The following is a 23,345-nucleotide window of genomic DNA, read 5'->3' on the forward strand; positions in this document are numbered from 1 at the left end:
CCGGGATGTCCTTTACAGTCCGAACAACAGGATCTCGAATACCAAAACCAATCGGCAGAGCGCGCCAAGCAGCGGAACGATTACTTACAGTGCTTCAAGCAGCAATGTCAATGCGGATGAAGGGGAAACCTACCCGATCAACAACTTGAATCCCGTCACCGTCCACACCCCGGTCGTCAACTACTCATCGGCTACCGACGACCGGGCGCACAATCAGAAAACGCAGCCGAATGCCGGCCGCATGGCGTTTATCCTGGACCGGCCGTTTACCGTTACCATCCCGACCGGCGGGCAGCATACGAACTACCCGGGCTACGGCAACCGGGATTACGCGAAATACTTCCGGTCCAAGCAGGTGCGCTTCCCGTTCGACGTCTATACCGCCGATCGATCGACGTTCTATCCCAAAGACACCTGGATCGATATCCCGGTGAACCAGCTCGACACAACGTTCTTCCTGCCCGTCTGGGTGGACGAAGGCGACTATACGGTGTACTTCCGCAATATCGCGGAAAACGCGCCGGACAATCTGCCGTATCAGCAGGATGCCAACCTGGATCTGAACAACCATGTGGCAGTCGATACCGTAGACGTCGAAGTGATCGGCCGGCTGTACGATTTCCATATTACCGATATCGCCGATTACAATTGGGAACGTGTTTTCCGCACGATGGAAGGCAGCGCGACGCACACCGGCAGTACCTACTGGACCGGGCTGCTCGGCGTCGACGGCGATGCGCGCGGCAGCGCCGCTCCGTTCACGCTCCCGATCCTGCCCGGCAGCAATCCGCTCCAGGGCATGAAGAATATCGCGGTCAAGACCGGCTACCACATCAAGTTCGACCTGAAAACGAAAGGCAATATGTTCGGCAAACAGGACGGAATCCGCGTCACGCCGAGCTTCACTTTCGTCAGTAGGGACGGAAAAACGAAAACCCCGGTCGATCTGTATTACAACGACGATCATCGGACGTTTATCCGGGTCGGTTCGCCGGAAGATACCCAGGAGCGCTACGTGATCTTGAACGATCGGCTGCGCAATGTGCCGGAAGAGGAAATGACCGATACGGCGCGGTACAAATACGATCATTACTACGGCTTTGCGGAAATGAACGGCGTGAGCCGGGAGATGTACATCAGCGACTATATCCGCCGCTTTACCAAGCTCAAAACGCCGGTCGGCGGTTTCGACCTGCTGCTGCTCCCCGAGCAGATCCGCACGCTGATCGGGCCCAAAAGCCATCTGCCGGCTTCGGTGGATTACGCCCGGGCGAACGCGGCGGTGCAGAAATGGTACGGCGAATACAGCCTGCCCGGCGATCCGTATGTGGTCGTCAAAGGCGCCGACCTGGCCGAATACGGCCGGACGCACCGCGGACTGACCAAGCGCGACCCGATTTTCCTGCGCGACGGCTATATTATTTTGAACTTCAATATCGAAAGCATCCAAAACGGCGACCTCGCAGATCCGCATTTGCAGTACATCAACGCGCCGCTGATGAACCAGTGGAGCCTGGAAGGCTTCAAGCGCAGCGTCAAAGATTCGTGGGGCAACGCGTTTTCGCTGCATGACGGGGATATCGTATTCTTCAACGCCGATAAATCGTATAAAGACGATTTCCAGGTGGAAGTGCCGCATTAATATAGGCCGGGAATCGAGCTTCGCCGGCAAAGCCGCAGGAACGGACCTGTCTCTTCGGAGCAGGTCTTTTTTTATTGTGTCCGGCTTTCCCGGATCGAATATTCCGCATAAGCAGGATTCTTGTCTATTTACGAAAAGATTCGCTCAAGCCTACACTGACGGGGCAAAGGTGCCGCAGAGTTGAATATAAAACATCGTCATCGGACTCTTTCGGTACAAGCACGACAAGCACGCGAAAGGAGCAGATTTATGAGTGCGCTTACAAAAGAAAAACTGGAGCAAACGATCTTCGATGTCATTGAACGAATGAAAGGTATGCGGGGATCGATCGAGGAAACGGCGCCGATCGGCATCATCTCGATGGAGAACTGGGAATGGCCGCAGGGCGTGGGGCTGTTTGCGCTTTACGGCTATTACCGGGAAACGGGGGATGGGGCGGTCCTGCGTTTTCTGACCGATTGGTTCGATGCCCGAATCGCCGAAGGGCTGCCAAGCAAAAACGTAAACACCATGTGTCCCATGCTGACGCTCACTTATCTCGCCGAAGAAACGGGCCGCCCGGATTATCTCGATCTGTGCCGCGAATGGCTGGATTACGTGCTGAACGATATGCCGAGAACGGAAGAATGCGGTATCCAGCACGAGGTGACGGGCAGCGCCAACGAAGGCCAGCTCTGGGACGATACGTTGTATATGACGGTGCTGTTTGTGGCGCGGATGGGCGTGCTGCTGCGAGACGACGCCTATATCCAGGAAAGCATGCGGCAGTTTCTCGTGCATTTGAAGTATTTGACGGACCCGGCGACGGGGCTGTTTTTTCACGGCTGGACGTTTCAGGAAGGCGGTCATCACTTTGCAAAAGCGTTGTGGGCTCGGGGCAATTCCTGGTATACGGCCGGGCTTGTCGACTACCTGGATATGACGGAGCAGCCGGACGGAGTGCGGAGCTTCTTGCTGTCGTCGCTGCGGCGGCAGGCGGACAAGCTGCTGGATTTGCAGTCGCCGGAAGGCGCCTGGCATACGCTGCTGGACGATTCCGATTCGTATTTGGAAACGTCGGCGACCGCCGCTTTCGCTTACGGGATGCTGAAAGCGTACCGGCGCGGACATCTGGACGGCAAACATCGCGACGGCGCGCTGCGGGCGCTTGATTACGTATTGTCGCAGATCGGCGAAGACGGCGTGGTGCGGGGCGTATCGTACGGAACCGGCATGGGCCGGAGTCTTCAGGATTACCGGGAGGTTCCCGTTTGCCCGATGCCGTACGGACAGTCGATGGCGCTGCTGCTGCTGGTCGAAGCCCTGAAGCATGGCGGGGAAGCGCCGGATGCGGCTGACGGGGAAGGTGCGCGCGGCGGAGAGACGGGAGGAGCGGCATATGCTTGAAAAAGAAGACACGGGAAGCGGGAAAGCGGCGGAGCCGCACGGCGGCGCGGCAGCCGCCGGAGGCCCGGTTTCCGCCGTCACGGTCAAGGACGGCGTCGCTTTTCACGGGGCGGCCGAGCTGGAGGCCGCCCCGAACGGCGGCGTGTACATCCGCCGCATCCCGCGCAGCGTGCGCGAGCGGCTCGGCGCTCGCGGGCGCTTTATCGCAGCCGAGGCGACCGGCTGCGAGCTGCGCTTCGTCACGTCCTCGCAGACCGTGGACGCGACGCTTTCCCTGCCGGTACACGGCGGTACCGTCGCCGTGTACAAGGGCGGGCTGTTCCATTCGGAGCACCGGCTGGAAGCCGGCGAAGTCCGCACGCTGCGGCTGAGCGAGCCGCAGCGCCTGGAGTCGGCCGACCGCGGGCGGCTGAGGGCTTCCGGCTTCGCGCCCGAAGTCTGGCGCATCCGCTTCGGGCGCTCCGAGGCCGTATATCACGGCCTCGACGCCTTCGGCGCAGCCGTCCGGCCGCCGGAGCCGGGCGAAGTGCCGAAGGCGGCGCTGCTCGCCTACGGCTCGTCGATCACGCACGGCGGCGAAATGAGCCGCTCGGCGTATATCGACCGCACAGCCCGGCTGCTGGGCTGCGATCTGCACAATCTGGGCATGAGCGGCTCGTGCCTGTGCGAGCCGGAGTTGATCGACTGGATCGCCGCGCGGCGCGATTGGGACATCCTTTTTCTTGAGCCGGGCGTCAATATGAGAGACGGCATGGACGGAGACCAATTTCGCAGCCGGGTCAGGTACGCGCTCGAACGCATCTCTTCGGCGCATCCCGGCAGCCCGATCTTCCTGACCACGATCTATCCGAATTTCTCTACGCTGACTTCGGCGTCGCCGCGGGCGGGGCAGCAGGATCGGCGGTTCAATCAGATCCTGCGCGAAGAAGCACAGCGCCTGGAATATCCGCCGCTGCGTCTGCTCGAAGGCGATACGATCCTGACCGAAGCCGACGGCCTGTCCTGCGACCTGATCCATCCCGGCGACGAAGGGCATGTCCGCATGGGCGAGAACCTCGCCCGGCGGATGCGCGAAGATCTGGGCGAAGACTTGGGCGCCGGCTGCATCCGATAATCGGATTTTCAAATGGATAATCTCCTGCTTTCAGCGCTAAACCGCATAACCGCGCGGTTTACGCGCAATAAACGCGAAAACTGAATATTGCGATTCGCGGCTGCGGCAGGTATCGTGACAAACAGAAACGGCCATTTCAAACCGGTATCACCCGCAAAATGATAACGCTTACCGAATAGGATTCGCCAAGTGAGATTTACCGAAAGGAGGTTTCGATCATGAAAGCCAATCCGGCCAAAGAAGTCCGCTTGCAGACCCGGTCGTCTGTACGGGCGCGGCGTTTCTGGCAGACGCAGCGCTTCAAAACGAATATGCCGCTGTGGATCATGTTCGTTCCGGTCGTTGTTTTCTATCTGGTATTCAAGTACGCGCCGATGGCGGGCCTGGTGATCGCGTTCAAAAACTATACGTTTTTCGAAGGGGTCTGGGGCAGCCAGTGGGTGGGATTCGACAACTTCCGGACGCTGTTCACCCAGGCGCAGTCGCTGCAAATTATCCGCAACACGCTGCTGCTCAGCGTCCTCAGCGTGCTGATCGGGTTTCCTTTTCCGATTATGCTCGCGGTCATGCTGAACGAGGTGCGCCGCAAGTGGTTCCAGAAATCGGTCCAGACGCTGGTGTACCTGCCGCACTTTTTCTCGTGGGTCATCGTCGGCGGCCTCGTGGTCACCATCTTCGCCCAATCGGGCGTCGTCAACGTCGTGATGGAAAAGCTGACCGGGCACTCGTTCGCATTCCTGTTCCACGAAGGCTCGTGGGTCGCGATCTTCCTCGGTTCCGGCATCTGGAAAGACGCCGGTTTCAGCGCCATTATCTATCTGGCCGCGCTCACCTCGATCGACCCGAGTCTGTACGAAGCGGCGTCGATGGACGGAGCGGGCAAATGGAAGCAGATCCGCCATATCACGCTGCCGGGCATCAGCCCGACGATCGTCATCATGCTGATCCTGGCGATGGGCCGCGTGATGGAAGTGGGCTTCGACCAGGTGTATGTGCTGCAAAATTCGATCGTATCCGGCATTTCCGAAGTCATCAGCACGTATATTTACGCGATCGGTTTGCAGGGCGGGCAGTTCAGCCTGACGGCGGCGCTCGGCATGTTCGAATCGCTGGTGGCGTTTATTCTCGTGCTGCTCACCAACGCCGTCGCCCGCCGATTCGGCAAAGGGCTGTGGTAAGTTTTCCCGCGACCCGAATCCGGCTTTCAACAAGGAGGTCAAACGATGGGAACCACCAGGGAAGAACGCATTTTCTACGCTTTTAACTATGTGCTGCTGACGCTCGCCGGCATTCTGTGTTTGCTGCCACTGCTGCATCTGGCGTCGCTGTCGCTCAGCGGCAAGAACGCCGTGCTGTCGGGCTTTGTGACGCTGTGGCCGCAGGAGATTACGTTCGAGTCGTATAAACTGCTGTTCGCGGGCACGCCGGTGCTGCGCTCGTTGACCAACAGCGTGCTGATTACGGTCGTCGGCGTAGTCATGAGCATGGTCGTGACGATCTGCGCCGCCTACCCGCTGTCGCGCCGCGAGTTCTACGGCCGCCGCTGGCTGACGCTTGCGATCGTGTTTACGATGCTGTTCACCGGCGGGCTGATCCCGACGTATCTCGTGGTCAACTATCTCGGGCTGGTGAACTCGTACGGCGCGCTCTGGCTGCCGGCGCTCGTCAGCACGTACAATATGATGATCATGCGCTCCTTTTTCGAAAATATTCCCGAAGAACTGGCCGAAGCCGCGCGCATCGACGGTTCCGGGGAATGGAGGCTGCTGCTGCGGATCGTGCTGCCGCTGTCGCTGCCCATGCTGGCGACGATCGGCCTTTTTTACGCGGTGTATTACTGGAATTCGTTCTTCAACGTGATGATCTACATCAACAGCCCCGAGAAGCTCAACCTGACCGTGCTCATCCAGCAGATGGTGCGCAGCCAGTCGGTGCTTCAGGAGATCAACACGATGGATACGCAGCAGGTGAACAATATTACGCCGGAAGGCATCAAAGCCGCGGGCATTATGATCATGATCGTTCCGATGCTGGTCGTGTACCCGCTGCTGCAGCGATACTTTGTCAAAGGAGTGACGATCGGCGCGATCAAAGGATAGTTCCCGGTCCCGATCATCGGTGAACTTTTTTGGGAAAACGAATTTGTAAGCGTTCTTACGTCCGGGTTTCTATTCAAAAGGAGGGTTATGCCCATGACCAGAAAAAGACTGTCCGCGGCCCTGTCCGCCAAAACCGCCCAAAAAGCCGTATACGCGATTCTTGCCGCGACGTTCGCCCTGACGGCCGCCGGCTGCAGCAGCAGCCCGAACAACAGCAGCGCCGAAGCGGGCGGAGGAACGTCGGGCGACAAACGCGGTTCCATCACCGTTTCGCTGTACGACCGCGGCACCGTTCCGGCTTCCGAAGGCACGATGGACAACAACCGCTGGACCAAGTGGGTGAACGAGAACGGCCCGGTGGACGTCAAATACGTCACCGTGCCGAGATTCGAATCGCTGCAAAAATTCAACGTGCTGTTCGCGTCCCGCTCGGCGCCCGACCTGATCTTCGAATTCGACACCGCGTACCAGGGCCAGCTCTACAACCAGAAGCAGCTGCTGCCGCTGGACGATCTGATCGAGACAAGCAGCACGGGTTACAAAGCCATTTTGGACAAATATCCGGCGCTGCGAAAAGCGGGCACGATGGAAGACGGCAAGTTGTATCTGGTCGGACGTCCGATGCAGCTCGCGCCGCAGCATTACCTGCTGATCCGCAAAGACTGGCTGGACAAGCTGGGACTCGAAGTCCCGACAACGCCGGAAGAGTATCTGAAAGTCGCCGAAGCGTTTACGCAGCAGGACCCGGACGGCGACGGCAAAGCGGATACGGAAGGCACGGGACTGAGTTTTGTGGCCGGCATTATTTTGAACCATATGTACGGCACCGGCTTCACCCTGTTCGGCGAAGACCAGATTCCGTGGGTGCTCGAAAACGGCAAAGTGGTGCACGACTGGGAACGGATTCGCGCGGCGGTCTCGTTTCAGCAGCAGCTTTACGACGCGGGCGTCGCCGACAAAGACTTCGTGACCGACAAGAACGGCGAGAAGCAGAAGCAGATGTGGATTTCCGGCAAGCTCGGCATATACGGCAGCAACGGCGCGGACGTCGGCTCGTACGAAGCGCTCAAGCAGAACGTGCCGGAAGCCGAGGTGATCGCGATGCAGCTGCCGGCGACGCAGTTCGGAAGCTACAGCCCGACGCTCAGCAGTCCGGTGCAGATGACCGGCATGGTGAACGCGGCGGCCAAAGACCCGGAATCGGTGATGAAGATGATCGACTTTATGGTCGGCGACGAATACACGAACACGATCCAGAACGGCATTGAAGGCGAGCATTACGAGAAGACCGAGGACGGCCGCGCCAAAGCGATCGATCCGGAGAAAAACAAAACCGAACTGGAATACAACCGCGATATGAGCATGCTGACTCCGCTGATCGGCAAAAATTACGGAATCAAAAACAAAGTGAATCCGACCGCCGCGGAAAAAGATTTTATCAAGATTTACGAGCAGGCGGAGAAAGCTTATATGGACCCGTCCCGCCCGATGGTCGGCATCACCCAGCGAGCTTACCTGCCTCTGCTGCCGCAGAATCTGACCACGATCAACACCAACGCCAACAAAACGATCCTCGACCTGGCGATGCAAACGATCGTCGGAGGGGGCGGACAGGCGGCGGTGGACAAATTTATTACGGACGCGCAGGCGGTGTGGGACAAAGCGGGCGGCGCGCAGGTGGACGAATTCTACGCGAACTGGTACGCCGAAAGCAAAGACGACGCTATTCTGATGGAAGACATTTACGAGATCGGCGAGCAGATGAAAAAAGAAGAGTAGCAGGGCGCAAAGCGCGATAGGGCGCAAATAAAACGCGAACGGGCGAGGCCGCGGAAAGCGGGGAACCGCGGCGCGCACGCAGCAAAAGGAGGCAGCGCATTGAACGATTGGACCGTTCGGACGATGCGGAGGATGTATGCGGAAGCGTCGCAGGGCATCGCAATCGAAGACGGGCTTGTCCGCTACGATCGGCCCGGCCATACCCGGCAGGTCGCGCATCTGCCGTACTGCCACGAAGGGCGGTATTCGGCCGGCTATTACGCGCTGGGTACGCTGCTGGCTTGGCTGGAAGGCGAATACGAAATCGGACGCGAAAAAAGCGCGAACGACGGAGCGGGAAGGGGAGCGGTCCGGAGCGGCGGGAATGCGGACGGGGGAGGCCCGGATGCGGGCGCGCGGTCCGGGCGCGGCGGGGCCGAAGCTGTGGTCTTGACGGCGGACCGGGGACTGGCGACGCTCCGGGCGCTGGAGCGGCTTCAGGTATCGCAGCCGGGCGGGCCGTTCGACGGCGCGTTTCGCTGGTACGCCGAAGAAGAAAGCGTGCAGGATTCGAACGCGGCGTTCTTTATCCTGATGCCGCTGGTCGCGTTGAGGCTGCGCGCGCCGCAGGCCGTGCCGGACGGGCATGCGGCGGTCATCGACGGGATGCTGCGCCGGGCGGCGGTCTGGTTCGAACGGGAATGCCGCGAACCCGAGCTGAATTATCCGAACAAGACCCTGAGCGACGGCGCGATGCTGCTGGCGATCGCCGATCTGACCGGCGACGGAGAACGCTTGGAAACGGCGGCCGGGTTTTTCCGCCGCTGGGACGATTACACCGGCCGCCGCGGCTGGGGCTGGGGCGAGAATATGAGCCTCGTCTACCAGGGCGTGATGCTGAACGCGCTGGAGATTGCGGCGGAGCTGCTGCGCGAAGCGGACGCGGAACTTGTAAGGCGGCTGGAAAGCCGGAAAGAAGAACTGCTGGCGATTCTGCGCTTTTACGACGGCGAAGAGTTTGTGCCGTCGATCCGCAGTTACAACTTCGGCGGCGAAGTGCGGCGGCCGAGCCCGGCCTGGCTGATCGCCGGCGTAACCGGCGCGGGTAGGGCGGAGACGGCTTCGTTTCACGTCAACGACCTGCCGGCGCTGCTGCTGTTCGAACCGGAATTTCGCCGCGCGGCGCAGCCGGGCGGAGACGACGGGGACGGGGGACGTCCCGGAAACGGACTGCTTGAAGCGGATCGCGCGGCGGAAGCGGCAGCAGAAGCGGCGGTCGGAACGGGCCGCGCCGGCCCGGCCCGGCAGCCCGAGGTTCCGCGTATTCTCAGGCAGCGCGTGTTCGACGATGCGTATGCCTGCAGTTGGGTCGGCCGGCGCCTCCGGCTCGGCAGCCTGAACCGCTTTCCGGTGATGCCGGGCAGCTACCAGCACGAGACGTGGGGACTCGGCTGGCAGAGCTTTCCGCTGTCGGCTTCGGCGGCGGGAGGACAGGTGTCTTACGCCCGCTGGTACGCGGACGACGGGAAGATCGTCCGCACGCATCCGGCGGAAAGCTACAAGACCGCGTACCTGATGCCGGCGCTGTTCCCGCAGCGCCCTTATCCGGAAGTGCGCGCGTTCGCCGCGCAGAACGGGCCCGCGCTGCTGGCGCTGCGCGTGCTGGAGAATGTGCGCCAGCCGGCGGCGGAGATCGCCGACGAATGGATCGTGCATCGCTATGACGGCGATGCGGAAGAAATAGCCGGCGGGGACGGCCGGCTGTGGCGGGTGCTGCGCTATGAGGGAGCGGCGATCGCCATATCGCCGCTGCTCGGTATTCGGTTCGGCGGCGGCGCGCCGCCGGGCGAAGAATCGGCGGCCCCGCGGCCCGAAGGTCTTCGGCGGGCGGGCGGCGAAGACGCCGTTCAAGCCGGCGCGGCGAAAAAGGCCGAGGCTGCCGCACGGCCGGCTGCGCCGGAGCTGCCGCTTGACGACGCGGCCCGCAGGCCGGGCGTGCTTGAGGTTCGGCGGACAGGCGAGCTGCTCAAGCTGCGCCAGGTCCTGTACGCCGGCGCGGAGCGGACGCTCATCGCGCCGAGACTGGAAACCGGCTGGGCGGTCGTGTGTCTCGACGAGGCGCCGGACGAAGAAACGATCCGGGCCGAACTGCGGCGCCTCGCGATCGAAGACGTTCTGGAAGACGACCGCGAAGTGCCGCGGGCTTCGCACGAACTGATTCGCAGCATAAGACTGCTGCAAGACGGGGAGGAGCTGGTCCGCCTGCGCCTCGATCCGCACGAAGCGGCGACTTGAGCCGCCGCCGGACAGCGGTTTGCAAGCCCGGGCCCGGGCGGCTGCTTGTTCACAGCGGCGGCCTGCTGGAAATGTGCGCATTCGGTCAACATTTTCGGCGAAAAAAGATGCTTTACGGCAAAATGTTGACTTTTGGAACACATTTTATAAGCAAACCGGCATGATTAGCGATTTTGACGTCCGAATGTGCGCACGGAGTCAACATTTTAGCTGGTTCTCCGGATTTTTCCGATAAATGTTGTCCTATCGTCAGCATTCTACAGCCGGGCTTGTGTCGAAGCAGCAAACGGTTGATTGCGATTCATCGAAATTCAGACCGAGGCTTACATTCCCGTGCACAGCACGGAAGGAGATGAAACATGAACAAGAAAGTCTGGAAGCGCTTGAATCGCTGCGTTATGATTGCGGTATTGACGGCCGGTCTGGCGCCGGCGGGGATCGGCCGTCCGGCTGTCTCGGCCGCCGCCGCTCCGTCCGGCTTGATGGTCGAAGCCGCGCCGCCGGCTTCGGCGGCTCCGGCCGCCGCCGACGATGCGGCTGCCGCTGCGCCGCCAAGCGGAGCGGCCGCGCAGGCTCCCGCCGCGCAAGAACCGGCCGCCGGGCCGTCCGGCGATCCCGAAGCCGCGCCCGCCGAACCCGCCGGGCCGGATGCGGGCGGCGATTCCCCCGCCGCCGGCGGCTCCGCCACAGACAGCTCCGGCGCAGCCGGGCCGGAACGCCAAGCCGCGCCGGATTCCGATCCGGCCGCGGACAAAGCGGAAGCCGCCGAAGCTTCCGCGCTCACGCAGGCGTCCGCGGCGCCGATCGTCGCGGATACGTTCGAATCCGCGGCCGCCGGCGCGAATCCTCCCGGCTGGACGATCGGTTCGCCGCCGGCCGGCGTAACGGCCAAAGTAACCGCCTCGGCGGATCGCGGCGGCAAAGTGCTGACGGTCTCGCAGGCCGCGCCGGTCGCGAATACGTATAATTTCCGCCGTCCGGCTGCGGTGACGAGCGCCAAAAGCTCGCTGTCCTACAGCTTCAGCGTGCCGCAGACCGATACGGTGATTTATTTGCCGACACCGGGCAAAGACACGGCCGCTCTGGCACAGTTCGCCGTATACGGCGGCTCGATCAGCTATATGGGTCAGGGCGTTAGCACCTGGACCAAGCTGATGCCGGTAGAGCCCAACGTCTGGTACGATGTGCGCGTCGCGATGAACAGTGGGACCGGAACGTTCGACCTCGAAGTCGACGGCCGCAGGCTGCTGACGAAAAAACCGATGAAAAACAGCGGTCCGATGAACTCGTTCTCGGTCGCCGTGTACAAAGAACACAGCGGCTCCGCTTCGTTCGACGACTTTTATGTAAACGGATACATCGCGGCGGTTTCCGCTTCGTTCGCCGAGCCGCAGGTTCAGGTGCCGCCTGGACGCGACATCGATCTGGAACTTGTATTCGATCCGGCGGACGCGACCGACCGCAGCGCGACTTTCTCGTCCAGCGACGAGTCGGTGGCGACGGTCGACGCCAATGGCCGGGTGCACGGCGTATCGGAAGGCACGGCCGTGATTACGGCGCAGCCGGACGAGCCGATCGCGGCCGCCCAGACAACGGTAACCGTCGCGGACGTTCCGGTGTCCGGCGTGACGGTGGAAGCGCCGGCGGGACCGCTGCCGGTCGGTTCGCACACGCTGCTGGACGCCTCGTTCGAGCCGGAAGGCGCGTCCGAGACCGATCTGACCTGGACCTCGGCCGACGAATCGGTCGCCACGGTCGACGGCTACGGCGAAGTGACCGCCGTCGCGCCGGGACAAACGACGATCACGGCAGCGGCCGTGTCGGGCGCGGAAGGCGAAGCGGCCGTTACGGTGGCGGCTCGCACCGTGATGCGCGAACTGTTCGTCTCGCCGCAGGGCAGCGACGGCGGCAGCGGCGCAGCGGCTTCGCCGTTCGCGACGATCGGGCGCGCGCAGCAGGAAGTGCGGCTGCTGAACGACAATATGACGGGCGATATCGTGGTGAATCTCGCGGCGGGTACTTTCGCGCTGAATGCGCCGCTGGCGTTTACGCCGGAAGATTCCGGCACGAACGGGTACTTTGTGACGTACCGCGGCGCGGGCGGCGAAGACACCGTCGTCAGCGGCGGGCGGACGATTGCCGGCTGGACGGAGACGGCGGCCGGCAGCGGCGTTTACCGCTCGAACGTCGGAACCGGCCTGGAGACGCGCCAGCTGTTCGTCGACGGCGTGCGGGCGGTGCGAGCCCGCAGCGAAGGCGGACTGACCCGCCCGGTCAAGACGGCGACCGGTTACACGTCGGAAGATACCGCGATCGCGTCGTGGAGCGACGCGCCGGAGCTTGAACTGGTATTCGAAGACGAATGGACCAATTCCCGGGTCCGCGTGCAGTCGGTGACGCAGGCGAACGGACTGGCGCAGATTACGCTGCGGCAGCCGGGCTGGACCGCGGTCTCGAACCGCAGCCAGACTTCGGCCACGCTGCCGGTGTATTACGAGAACGCGCGCGAACTGCTCGATCGGCCGGGCGAGTGGTATTACGACAAAGCGGCGGGCGTTATGTACTACAAGCCGCGCGCGTGGGAAGACCTGGGCACCGCGACAGTCGTCGCTCCCGTTCTGGAGACGCTGGCGACGATCATGGGCGAATCGGCCGACAATCCCGTGCGCAATCTGAATTTCGAAGACATCGCGTTTATGTATTCGACCTGGATGCGTCCGAGCACGGACGCCGGTCATTCCGACGCGCAGAACAACCACCTGCGCTACGCCGGATCGCCCGACCAGCTTCCGCCGGCGGCGATCATGGCGGAGCTGTCGAACGGCGTCAACTTTACCGGCAGCACTTTCGCGAAGCTCGGCATCACCGGCATCCGGCTGCAAAACGGCGTGCAGAACAGCCTGATCGAAGGCAGCCGCTTCTACGATATCTCCGGGGGCGCGGTCAACGTCGGCCAGCCGATCTCAAGCGACCGCGACATCTTCAACCCGGACGACCATCGCCTCATTATGAAGAACGACGATATCGTCAACAATGTGATCCACGATATCGGGGTGGACTTCAAGTCGGCGGCGGCCGTATCGGCGGGCTATCCGCTCGATATGGACATCAGCCATAACGAAATGTACGAGCTGCCTTACAGCGGCGTGCATATCGGCTACGGCTGGGCCAAAGCGTTCGATCCGGTTACGCGCAACGTCAAAGTCGAAGACAACCTGATCTACGACCTGATGGGCAAAGGGCTGCGCGACGGCGGAGCGATCTACACGATGGGCGCGACCGGAGCGACGGCGGACGACAAAAACTTTGTCGGCGGCAACTATATCCGCAACCAGCTCGAAGCGAACGCGGCGCTGTACACCGACGAAGGCACGGCGTTCTGGAAATTCGAGCACAACGTGATCGACTTGAAAGACACGCCGCCGTGGAGCACTTCCGTCCGCTGGGCAATGGCTTACGTGCCGTCGATCCACGATGTGGAGTACGTGCACAATTACACGACGACGGCGACGTTTACCAACAACAGCGATAGAGTCGTATTCGCCGACAATACGGTCGTGCCGGACGCGAACTGGCCGCAGGAAGCGCAGGCTATCATCGCAAACGCCGGGCTTCAATCGGCATACGCCGCTTTGAACGACGGCGAAATCGGCCGCTGGAGCACGGCGGTGCTGGAACTTGAGAGCGGGCAAAGCGGGACGCTCCAACTGACGAGCATCGGCGGCAAAGACGAATCCAACAGCGCCGCGGGCGCGTCGATCTATTACCGGAGCCTGGATCCGCAGATCGCGCAGGTGAACAGTCAGGGCGTGGCGACCGGCGTATCGACGGGCGCTGCCACGATCGAGATCGCGGTGATCGAAGGCTCCGTGCTGCGCATCCTGCACGCGCAGGTCCAGGTGGACGACGAAACGACGGATATCGGGCTGGAAGGCCGGCCGGGGCATGTCGCTTATGCGAAAGAAGGGCAAACGCTGGATCTTGAAGCTTACGGCGTCAGCCGCTTCGGCGACCGTACCGCGCTGACTTCGGTCGGCTACGACAGCGGCGACGATTCGGTCTTTACCGTAAATGCCGCGGGCAAGCTGACGGCGGTCGCGGAAGGCGCCGCGGCGCTGACGATCACGGCGGCCGGGCCGGACGGCGAAGCTCTGGACGTCGAATACGAAGTCAAAGTGTGGAAAGACGGCACGGTCTATACTCATTCGCTTCAGCCGGAGATCGAGAATCCGTCCGGCTGGTATGTGAATACGCAGGCCAACGCGCTGAGCGAACTGGCCGGCGGTACGCTGTCGCTGCGGGCGCCGAGCGGCTACGCCGTTTACAAGGATCGCAAATTCCAGAACGAAATGCTGAATTTCAACCTGAAAATCGACGATGTGCCGGGTTCCGGCAACTGGTACGCGCTGATGCTGAACAATCAGGACATCGAGCAGAACTACAGCACGGGCACGATGTATATGAGCGTAATCGGCAGCGGCGGCATCGAGCTGCACCGGTTCAACGCCGGTAAGCGGACCACCATTTACGGCGGGACCTCCCAGGCTCCGGGTCTCGAGGGCCTTTCGATTCCGAACACGATGCTGGGCTTCGGCGCGGAACATGAGATCCAGACCGGGGTGTTCAAGGAATCCGGCGGCGTGCGCGTCGTGCTGACGTCGGACGGAACGGAAGTATTCAATTATCTCGATCCGTCCGCGGACGCGATCGGCGAAGCCGGCCATATCGGCTTTATCTCACGCCAGCGCATCACGGAATTGTCGTATTGAAACTGAAATGAACGAAGAAGGACCGTAACGCTTCGGCGGAGACGGTCCGCCTTCCGTTTATCGCTTCATCGTCCGCTCGGGGCTTAAGACAAAGCTTCGCCTATGACAAACAGCCGGCGCCGCCGCGCAAAAGGAGGGGAAACATGCATAAAAAGTGGCTGTACCGGCTGATCCTGTCGTATCTGCCGATCCTGTTCGCGGTGGTGTCGTGCCTGGTGATCGTGTTTTTTATGACGCTAAGCGAAACGGTGCGCAAACAAACGCTCCAGGCCAACGGGATCTATGCGCAAAATGTGCTCCAGGTCGTCGACACGGCGCTGAAAAGCATCGAAACGCCGACGATCAAAGGGCTGCTGCTCAGCGATCGGGTCAGCGGGTATTTCGGCGAAACGGAGGGCTCCACGCCTTACCGCGATTACGGGGTGACCGAGACGCTGCTCGACTTTATGTCGCCGCTGCCGATGATCGATTCGGTCTATCTGTACCGGGCGGCCGACGACAAAGTGCTGATGCAGTCGTTTTCTTCCACGCTGGCGGATTTCGGCGACCGGCCTTTTATCGAGCGGGCGTTGGACGATCCGCTGGCTCCGGCGTGGAGCGGGCTGCGGCGGATGAGTTTGTTCGTGGGCGACCGGGAACCGCGCGCGGTGGTGTCGCTCGGCAAGCCGGTACCGTATTTTTCCGGGGAGCAGGGATTGATCGTGGTCAACGTGCGCAAAGAATCGATTCAGTCGCTGCTGCAGGAAACGGGGCGCAGCGATGTGGACGTCTGCATCCGGGATACGGAGGGCGGCATTATCGGCGGATCGGAGCAGAGCTGTTCGGACGAGGGAGGCCGGGAAGCGATCGGGCTCGTTTCTCCTTATACCGGCTGGCAGGTGGAGGTGCGGCTGGCGGCGTCGAGCTCGTTCTCGCTGCTGTCGGCGTTCTCCAATCTATGGGCGCTGCTCGGCTTTGCGGCGATCGTCGGCGGAATCGCGGCGATGACGTATATCAGCCACCGGCATTACCGGCCGCTGGCGCAGGTCATCAACCGCATCGCCGCGTTCGCGGAGCAGCAGCGAGGCGGCGGACCGCTCGCGCCGGCGCAGAGCGGCGACGAATTCGCGCTGATCGAGCGGTCGCTGGAGAAGCTGATCGAGCAGGCCAACGATTATGAACGCCAGCAGGCGGAAGGTCTGCCGTACCGCCGGGCTTTTCTGTTCAAAGAACTGCTCGAAAACGGCGTGGATATGCCGCCCGAACGCTGGAACCGGGAAGCGCAAAATATCGGCGTGACCGGCGAATTCGAGGTATGCGCGGTCGGGGTGGCGGAGATCGACGCCTACGAGCAGTTTGCGGAAAATTACTCGGCGCGCGACCGCGCGCTGTTCAAATTCATGCTGCGCAGCGTCGTGCAGGAGATCGCGGACGAATGCGGCGACCGGCTGTGGGCGGAGTGGATCGGTCCCGACCGGCTCGGACTGCTGTATCGTTCGCAGCGGGATTCGGACCGGGGAATCGAACCGGCCCGGCTGGCCGCGATGGCGGAGCAGGCGGGCGCGTGGCTGAGGCAGAACGCCAAGTTCACCGCGACATTCGGCTTCGGGGGAGCCGCCGAAGAACTGCGCGGCATTACGGGGTCGTATCGCATGGCGCTGGCGGCGCTCGACCGCAAAGTATCGGAAGGGCCGGACCGGGCCTATATCTTCGGCCGCGCCGGGGACGACGGAGCGGGCGGCGGCATGGACGCCCTGGTGCAGACGGGACGCGAAGCGGCGCTGGCGTTCCGTCTCGGCGGCGAGTGGGAGGAACTGGTCGAGCGTTTCTTCGCCCAGACCGCGGGCGGCGGGTATTCGAAAGAAGATATCGTCCGGCTGATGACGCTGCTTCGGGCGCAGTTCCGGCGGGAGATGCAGGAGCTGCCGCAGCCGATGCAGGATATCTGGAGCGAATGCGAGCTGCGCGGCATCCCGGAAGAGCCGGAAGGCTTCGAATGGATCGGGGAGCTGCGCGGACCGCTGCTGGAATCGCTGCGCGAAGCGCAGCGCAGGCTCGGCGAAGAACGCATGAACCGCGAACATTACGAACTGGCGAACCGGATGCGGCAGTACGTCGCCGAACATTACCGCAATCCCGATTTTTCGCTGACGCAGATCGGCGAAGCGCTGGGCGGCAGCGCCAAGACGATCAGCCGTATTTTCAAAGAAGAAACCGGAGAGAAGTTCGTCGATTACCTGGCGAAGCTGCGGATCGAAGAAGCCAAGCGGATGCTGGCCGGGACCGAAGAGTCGGTGCAGGATATTGCCGAACGGGTCGGTTATGTGTACCCGATGTCTTTTATCCGCATGTTCAAGAAGCTGGAAGGACTGACGCCGGGCGAGTACCGCAAAGCGTCGCAAACGGAGCGGCGGCGTCAGCAAGGAGGATAAACGCATATGCACAGAGCGGTATACCGGGCCTGGAGCCCGGACGCGGAGGCGGCGGAGCGGTATTTTCGGCGGCTGCGGGAGAACGAGGCGGACTTGCGGGCGCTGCGCCTCGGCATGGATAAGGAAAGCGTGCGGCTGCTCGGCGCATTCGGCGGAAACGGACACTGGTTCGTTTATCTGGAAAAGGAAGCGCGGCCGCCGCGGCCGGGAAGTTCCGCGGAGCCTGGACGCAGCCCGGCGCCGGGCGGCGGCGAAGACGTTGAAGCCGACGCCGCGCTGCGCCGGCTGCTGCCGGGCGCGCGGGATGTGCTGGCGGCCTGGCCGGGAGCGTCCGAGCCGAAGGTTTTTGCGCCGATGACGGATATTTTTCATTACCAGCGGCCGCACGGACGGGAGCACTGGCGGCGCAAAGCGCCGGCCGAAGCTTACGGGCGAATCGCGCGGCTGAAGCCGGACATGACGGCGAGCTACGTTTATTATCATCATCAGTACCAGGAGGAAAAGCCGGGCGACGGCAATAAATACGGCGTCATCGGCCTGCACGAGAATTTGCTGTTTTTCTATGCGGAGCGCCCGGCCGTACTCGAACCCGCGCCTTACGCGGGAACGCTGAACACATCGAACACGCCCGAAGACTGGGGAGCGGCGATGCGGCCGCATTTTATCGAATGGGCGGACATGCCGGAAAGCGAGCGGGTCTGGCTGAACCTGGACCGCGTACTCGAAGTTCGGCTGCCGGATCAAACGGAAAGCGGAAAGGATGAGTAAAGGAATGCGAAGCAGGATCTGTTTGAACGGCGAGTGGGATTTCATGCCATTGTACGACCGCCCGCAGGAGCTGTCGCTGCCGGAGAATCCGCGATACGAAGAGCGAAAGGTGCTTGTGCCGTCGAGCTGGCGCGGTTCGTACGAGCCGGAGCCGGGACGCATATTCGGAAAAATCCCGGAGTACGGCTTCGAACTGTTCGCCCCTTTCGGTTATCCGCCGGAGTGGGATCGCGCGGAAGCGGGCGTGCTGCGCCGGAGCTTCGCCGTGCCGGAAGAGTACGCGGGCGGGCGGATCGTGCTGCGGCTGGACGGAGTCATGCAGCAGGCGGCGGTGTATCTGGACGGCGAGCGTCTGGCGGTCTGGCGCGACGGCTATCTGCCGCTGCGGCTCGATATTACGGACCGGACGCGGCCGGGAGAAACGCATGAGCTTCAGGTGGTCTGCGCCAATTTCGACAAAACGGAGCTGCCGTCCGGCGCGCTCAAAGTCACCGGGCTGACCGGCTCGTGGTTCGGCTATCTGGCCCGCGGATTGTGGCAGGACGTCTGGCTGGAAAGTCTGCCGCCGCTGACGATCGAGCGGACTTCGATCCGTACATCCGTCAGGCGCGGCACACTGGAGGTGCAAGCGCTGGTCGGCGCGGGCGGACGCTTCGCGCCTTCGGGCGAGCTGGCGGTCAGGCTGACGGTGCGGCGCGCGGAAAAGGCGGACCGCGACGGACGGGCGAGCCGCCCGGTCGTGCTCGCGGCTTCGGCGAAGCTGGACGGGGGAGAGACGTACGCGGGCGGGGGAACGTCCGGCGGCGGGATGTCCGTCGAAGACCGCCTGTGCGAGAACACGCGGCTGCCGGCGCTGGGCAGGGCACGGTTCGAACTGGATTGGAGGGACGCCGAACTGTGGAGTCCCGATTCGCCGTCGCTGTACGCCGCGGAACTGGAGCTGCTGGAGAACGGCGCCGTCGTGGACCGGATCGAAGAAATCTTCGGCTTCCGCGAATTCCGGAGCGAAGGCCCGCTGTTTATGCTGAACGAAATTCCGCTGCGGCTGCGCGGGGACTCGTGGCACTTTCAGGGACCGACGCAGCAGACGGAAGAATATGTGCGAACCTGGTACCGCATGTGCCGGGAAGTCGGCGTCAACTGTATCCGGCTGCATGCCGAGCCTTACCCGGAGTATTTTCTGCGTATCGCGGACGAAGAAGGCATGCTGATCGTCGGCGAAACGGCGATCTACGGTTCGGGCAAATCGATGGCGGCGGATCATCCCGATTATATCCTGAACGCGCTCGATCATGTTCGGCGCCTGGTGCTGCGCGACCGCAATCATCCGTCCGTCGTGATGTGGAGCGTGGAGAACGAGATGCGCTGGGTCGACGGGCGGGACGAATTCAAGCGGCATATACCGGCTTTGACGGACGCGATGCGCTTGCTCGATCCCACGCGGCCGATCTGCGCCGAAGGCGACAACCGGCTGCTGCCGAAAGAACGGACCGAAGTGGAGAGCCGGCACTACAATATCGACGGCACGATCGGACAGTGGGACCGGAGTGTGCCGCTGACGTTCGGCGAACACGGAAGCTGGTGGTATATCTGCCCGCAGAACGCCAGTGTGTACGCGGGGTTGAAAGCCTACCGGCATACCGACGAAAGCGTCGCGGGACTGGCGGAAAAAGAGCGGCTGTTCGCCGAATATGCGCGCAGGCAGGAGGTGTCGGGCATCTCGACGTTCAACTTCGCGCATTATTTCATGCGGGCGATGCCCGAACGGGACATTCCGCTGGAATGGCCGGACCCCGAAGCTCCGGGCGTCAAGCCGGCGTATATTCCGGCGTATTCGCTGACCTTGAATAACGGCCTGCTGCCGCCGGAATATCCGGCTTACCGGCCGAACCCGGCGTTCAAGGTTATGAAAGAAGCGTTTCGACCGGCGGCGCTGATCGCTTCCGAATACGACCGCTGCTTTTTCGACGACGCGGCGATCGGGCGCGGCTTCGATGTGTACAACGACACCCTTGCGGCCCGGGAAGTCCGGGTCGAGTTCCGCGTGTCGCAGGGAGGCCGCGAGCTGCGGCGGCAGACGCTGCAATTCCGGCAGCAGCCGGCGGAGCGGCGCCGGGTGGAGTTTGTCTGGACGCCGGATCGGATCGGGCGTCCGGCAGGGGCCGGATGGGCCGGATGGGCCGGAACCGCTGCGGCGCCGGCAAGCGGAAGCGGCGAAGAAAGCCGACCGGAAAGCGGAGAAGCGGCCGGAAAGGAGCAAGTATCCGAATCGGGAGTTCGATCGGGCGGCGCGTCCGTACGGGGCGTGAAGCGCAGCGGAATCCAAGCAGAGGCTGCTGCTTCAAGGGTTGATATTCCGCCGGCTTCAAGCAGCGGCTTCGCCGATGAAGAAACGGCGGAACTGACCGCCGTGCTGCTGCACGGCGGCGAGGTCGTGCACGAGGTGAAGAAGACGTACCGCGTGTTCTCCGCTTCTTTGAGGCGGCGGCCGGTCGAAGCGCGCGGAGCATGCTTCTATATCGGCGGGGACCGCGATTACGGCATAATCGGCGGACTGCTGCCGGACTGCCGCCGCGTAGAGGCGGGCGGGCTGGAGCGCCTGCCCGCGGGGTCGCTGCTGATCGTCGGCAGCCGTATCCAGGCCGAAGGCGGCGGGATCGAACGCGCGGCGCGGGAATTTGCCGCGCGGGGAGGCCGCCTGCTCGTGCTGGAGCAGGAAAGCTTTGCCATCGGGCGGCTGACGCTCAGCCGGAGGGACTTTATCCGCGCCCATGCCGGAAGCTATGCGCATCCGGTGCTCGCCGGCTTCGGCGACGACGACCTGATGTTCTGGGACGCGGAGCTGCGCGAAGACGGGCCGGCGCCGATCTGCGCCGCCGCTTTCGAGAAGCCGCGGACGGGGGACTTCCGTCTGCTGCTGGAATGCAGCGCCGGCGACTTCGGCGACGGCGGGGATCTGTGGACGCCGCTGCTGGAGTATCGCGGCGGCCGGGGCTATCTGCTCGCGAACCAGCTCGATCTCATGAGCCGGTTCGAGCGCGTTCCGCAGGCGTGCCTGCTGCTGCGCCGCTTGCTGGAGCACGCAGCGGGGGCGGGCGAAGCCGCCGGCGAAGAAGCGGCGTCCGCTCCGGGCAGCGGACGTGCGGTTGACCGCTTTGCGGATGAAGCGCAGCGGCCCGAAGATTCGCGCGCATCTTCGGCCGAAGCGGCAAACGAAGCCGCGATCGCCTCCGAATCGGGTGGGGCCGATTCGAATACGGCCGGGTTCGGCGGCGCTTCCTCCGCCGCGGCCCGGGCCGGCCGCGCGGCTTCGCACGCCGCGCCGGCCTACGCCCTGACCGCGCCGGGCAGCGCGGCCGAACGCCTGCTCTCGGCGCTGCGCCTGCCGCATACGCCGCTGCGCGGCGCCGCCGACCTGCAAGCGCTGCTGCGCGCGCAGGCCGCCGGCGAACAGCCGGTTCCGGCCGCCGCGCCCGGCGCGGAACAACCCGAGCTTTCGGCCTCGGACGCCGAAGCGCCCGGCACAGCCGGCGGCGCGGATACAGCCGCGCCTTCCGGCGCTGCGCTCCCGAGCATGGCCGCCGCGCCGGGCCTGCTCGTGCTGGACCCCGCCCGGCTGCGCGAGCCGGGCGCGGCCGAGGCCGCCCGCGCCTTCGCCGAAGCCGGCGGCGCGGTGCTGGTTTTGCCGTGCGGCGAAGCGCACGCCGGGGCGCTGGCGCGATTGCTGGACCGCCCCGTGCGGGTGGCGGCCCACGAGGCTTACCAGCTTGAAGCGGACGATGCCCGTCCGCTCGCCTGCGGCCTGAGTCCGGCCGACCTGTTCGGCCTGGACAAAGTGCATCATTCTCCGCGCGACGTGGAGAATCTGCCGTTGGGCCTGCACCGCATCGAAGCCGACGGCGTCCGGCCCGTCTGCGTCAGCGTCGAGGGCACGGCGTGGAAAGACTACTTCGTGCACAAATATACGGCCGAGCACAGCCGCCTGGCGCTGGTCGAGCTGAACCGCGACCGCGCGAGGGAGCCGGGCGCTTTCCTGATCGAAGCGGCGGCCGGCGCGGGGCGCGTCGTCTGCTCGCAGATTGCCGTCCGGCCGGAGCTGGACAAGTGCCTGCGCATTTATTCGAGACTGCTGGCCAATCTCGGCGCATCGTTCGAAGACGACCTGTGGAGCGATGTCAAAAGCGACGCCCAGTACGCGATCGAAGCGATGATGGCGCTGCCGTGCCGGCCTTACCAGGACGAGCAGGCGATGCGCGCCTATTACACCGACCCGGAGTTCTCGCTGAACAATCTCGGCGAAGGCTTGTACGGCTGGATGAAGAAAAAAGAGCGCAGTTTCGAGGACGGAGCGATGTCGATCCGGGACTCGGCCGGCGGCCTCTGGTTCATGAGCGCTTTTGTGCATGTGCCGGAGTTTTCGGCGGCTGCGGGTCCGCACGAAGCCTCGCCGCTCGCCGATGCTCTGCCGGGCCGCGTCGGGGCAAACGGGGAGCTTCGCCCGGCATCCGTTTCCGCGCCGGGCGAAGCTGCCGCTCCCGCCGGGCAAACCCCGGTTCGTCCGAACACCGCTCAACTTATTCGTCCCGCCCGTCTCCGCCTGCTCGGCAATATCGCCGACCCGGAGATCTGGCTGAACGGCGAGCGGCCCGAGCACGGCGCCGCATTGAAGCCGGGCGTCAACCGGCTGATTGCCGTGCTGCGCGGAGGCGCGGAAGATATCCGCTTCGGCCTGGTATTCCTGCATCCCGACGGCACGTATATGGACGATCTGCGCTATCGGATGACGATCGACGAAGTCGAACCGAAATAGCAGCCGTTTTTTCGGCCGCGCGTTCTCTTCTGCTCAAGTCTTCACAGCCAGCTTCTTGTCTCAACCCATTCATACAAGCTGCATTGCCGAAAAAGCAGCGTACAGGCAAAGATCGGCTTTTTCCCGCAGCCACGTTGACAATTAAGCAGCGTAGAAGCCGATAAACGGAAATTTCAGCTTAAATCGGCCGCTCAGATTGCTTTTTTGTCAACGCAGCCGCGCTGCGTGACGAAAATCGGCTTCTACGCTGACAAAAAGTCAACGTAACCGATGCTGCCGCTTTGCCTCTCCAA

General features: G+C 63.1%; 10 protein-coding genes and 1 pseudogene. All 11 read left to right on the forward strand.

Features of this window, described 5'->3' with window-relative positions:
* Positions 1-1,642 (forward strand): annotated as a pseudogene (locus tag QWJ34_RS22485) (DUF5704 domain-containing protein); the annotation flags it as partial.
* Between the two features lie 249 nt (positions 1,643-1,891).
* The gene (gene bglB, locus QWJ34_RS22490) at positions 1,892-3,028 is read left to right on the forward strand and encodes a beta-galactosidase BglB (protein ID WP_302731344.1); all 1,137 of its coding nucleotides are present in this window, start codon (positions 1,892-1,894) and stop codon (positions 3,026-3,028) included.
* A complete protein-coding gene (locus QWJ34_RS22495) occupies positions 3,021-4,142 on the forward strand; it encodes an SGNH/GDSL hydrolase family protein (RefSeq protein WP_302731345.1) in 1,122 nt (373 codons plus the stop codon). The genes bglB and QWJ34_RS22495 overlap by 8 nt, the downstream gene beginning before the upstream one ends.
* A gap of 218 nt (positions 4,143-4,360) precedes the next feature.
* Entirely contained in the window at positions 4,361-5,320 is a 960-nt protein-coding gene (locus tag QWJ34_RS22500; RefSeq protein WP_483314298.1) for an ABC transporter permease, read from the forward strand.
* A gap of 45 nt (positions 5,321-5,365) precedes the next feature.
* On the forward strand, positions 5,366-6,241 hold the full coding sequence (locus QWJ34_RS22505) for a carbohydrate ABC transporter permease (RefSeq protein WP_302731346.1): 876 nt from the start codon (positions 5,366-5,368) through the stop codon (positions 6,239-6,241).
* A 93-nt stretch (positions 6,242-6,334) separates the two neighbouring features.
* On the forward strand, positions 6,335-8,020 hold the full coding sequence (locus QWJ34_RS22510) for an extracellular solute-binding protein (protein WP_302731347.1): 1,686 nt from the start codon (positions 6,335-6,337) through the stop codon (positions 8,018-8,020).
* A gap of 99 nt (positions 8,021-8,119) precedes the next feature.
* Positions 8,120-10,294, forward strand: coding sequence for a hypothetical protein (locus QWJ34_RS22515; RefSeq protein WP_302731348.1), 2,175 nt, complete (start codon positions 8,120-8,122; stop codon positions 10,292-10,294).
* A gap of 359 nt (positions 10,295-10,653) precedes the next feature.
* A complete protein-coding gene (locus QWJ34_RS22520) occupies positions 10,654-15,063 on the forward strand; it encodes an Ig-like domain-containing protein (RefSeq protein ID WP_302731349.1) in 4,410 nt (1,469 codons plus the stop codon).
* Between the two features lie 143 nt (positions 15,064-15,206).
* Positions 15,207-17,474: a helix-turn-helix domain-containing protein gene (locus QWJ34_RS22525; protein WP_302731350.1), complete on the forward strand. Its 2,268-nt coding sequence runs from the start codon at positions 15,207-15,209 to the stop codon at positions 17,472-17,474.
* A gap of 6 nt (positions 17,475-17,480) precedes the next feature.
* Complete coding sequence (locus tag QWJ34_RS22530) at positions 17,481-18,242, forward strand: hypothetical protein (protein ID WP_302731351.1); 762 nt, start codon at positions 17,481-17,483, stop codon at positions 18,240-18,242.
* A 4-nt stretch (positions 18,243-18,246) separates the two neighbouring features.
* On the forward strand, positions 18,247-23,052 hold the full coding sequence (locus QWJ34_RS22535; RefSeq protein WP_302731352.1) for a glycoside hydrolase family 2 TIM barrel-domain containing protein: 4,806 nt from the start codon (positions 18,247-18,249) through the stop codon (positions 23,050-23,052).
* Positions 23,053-23,345: the final 293 nt, after the last annotated feature.

Source organism: Saccharibacillus sp. CPCC 101409, from assembly GCF_030518235.1.
GTDB lineage: Bacteria > Bacillota > Bacilli > Paenibacillales > Paenibacillaceae > Saccharibacillus.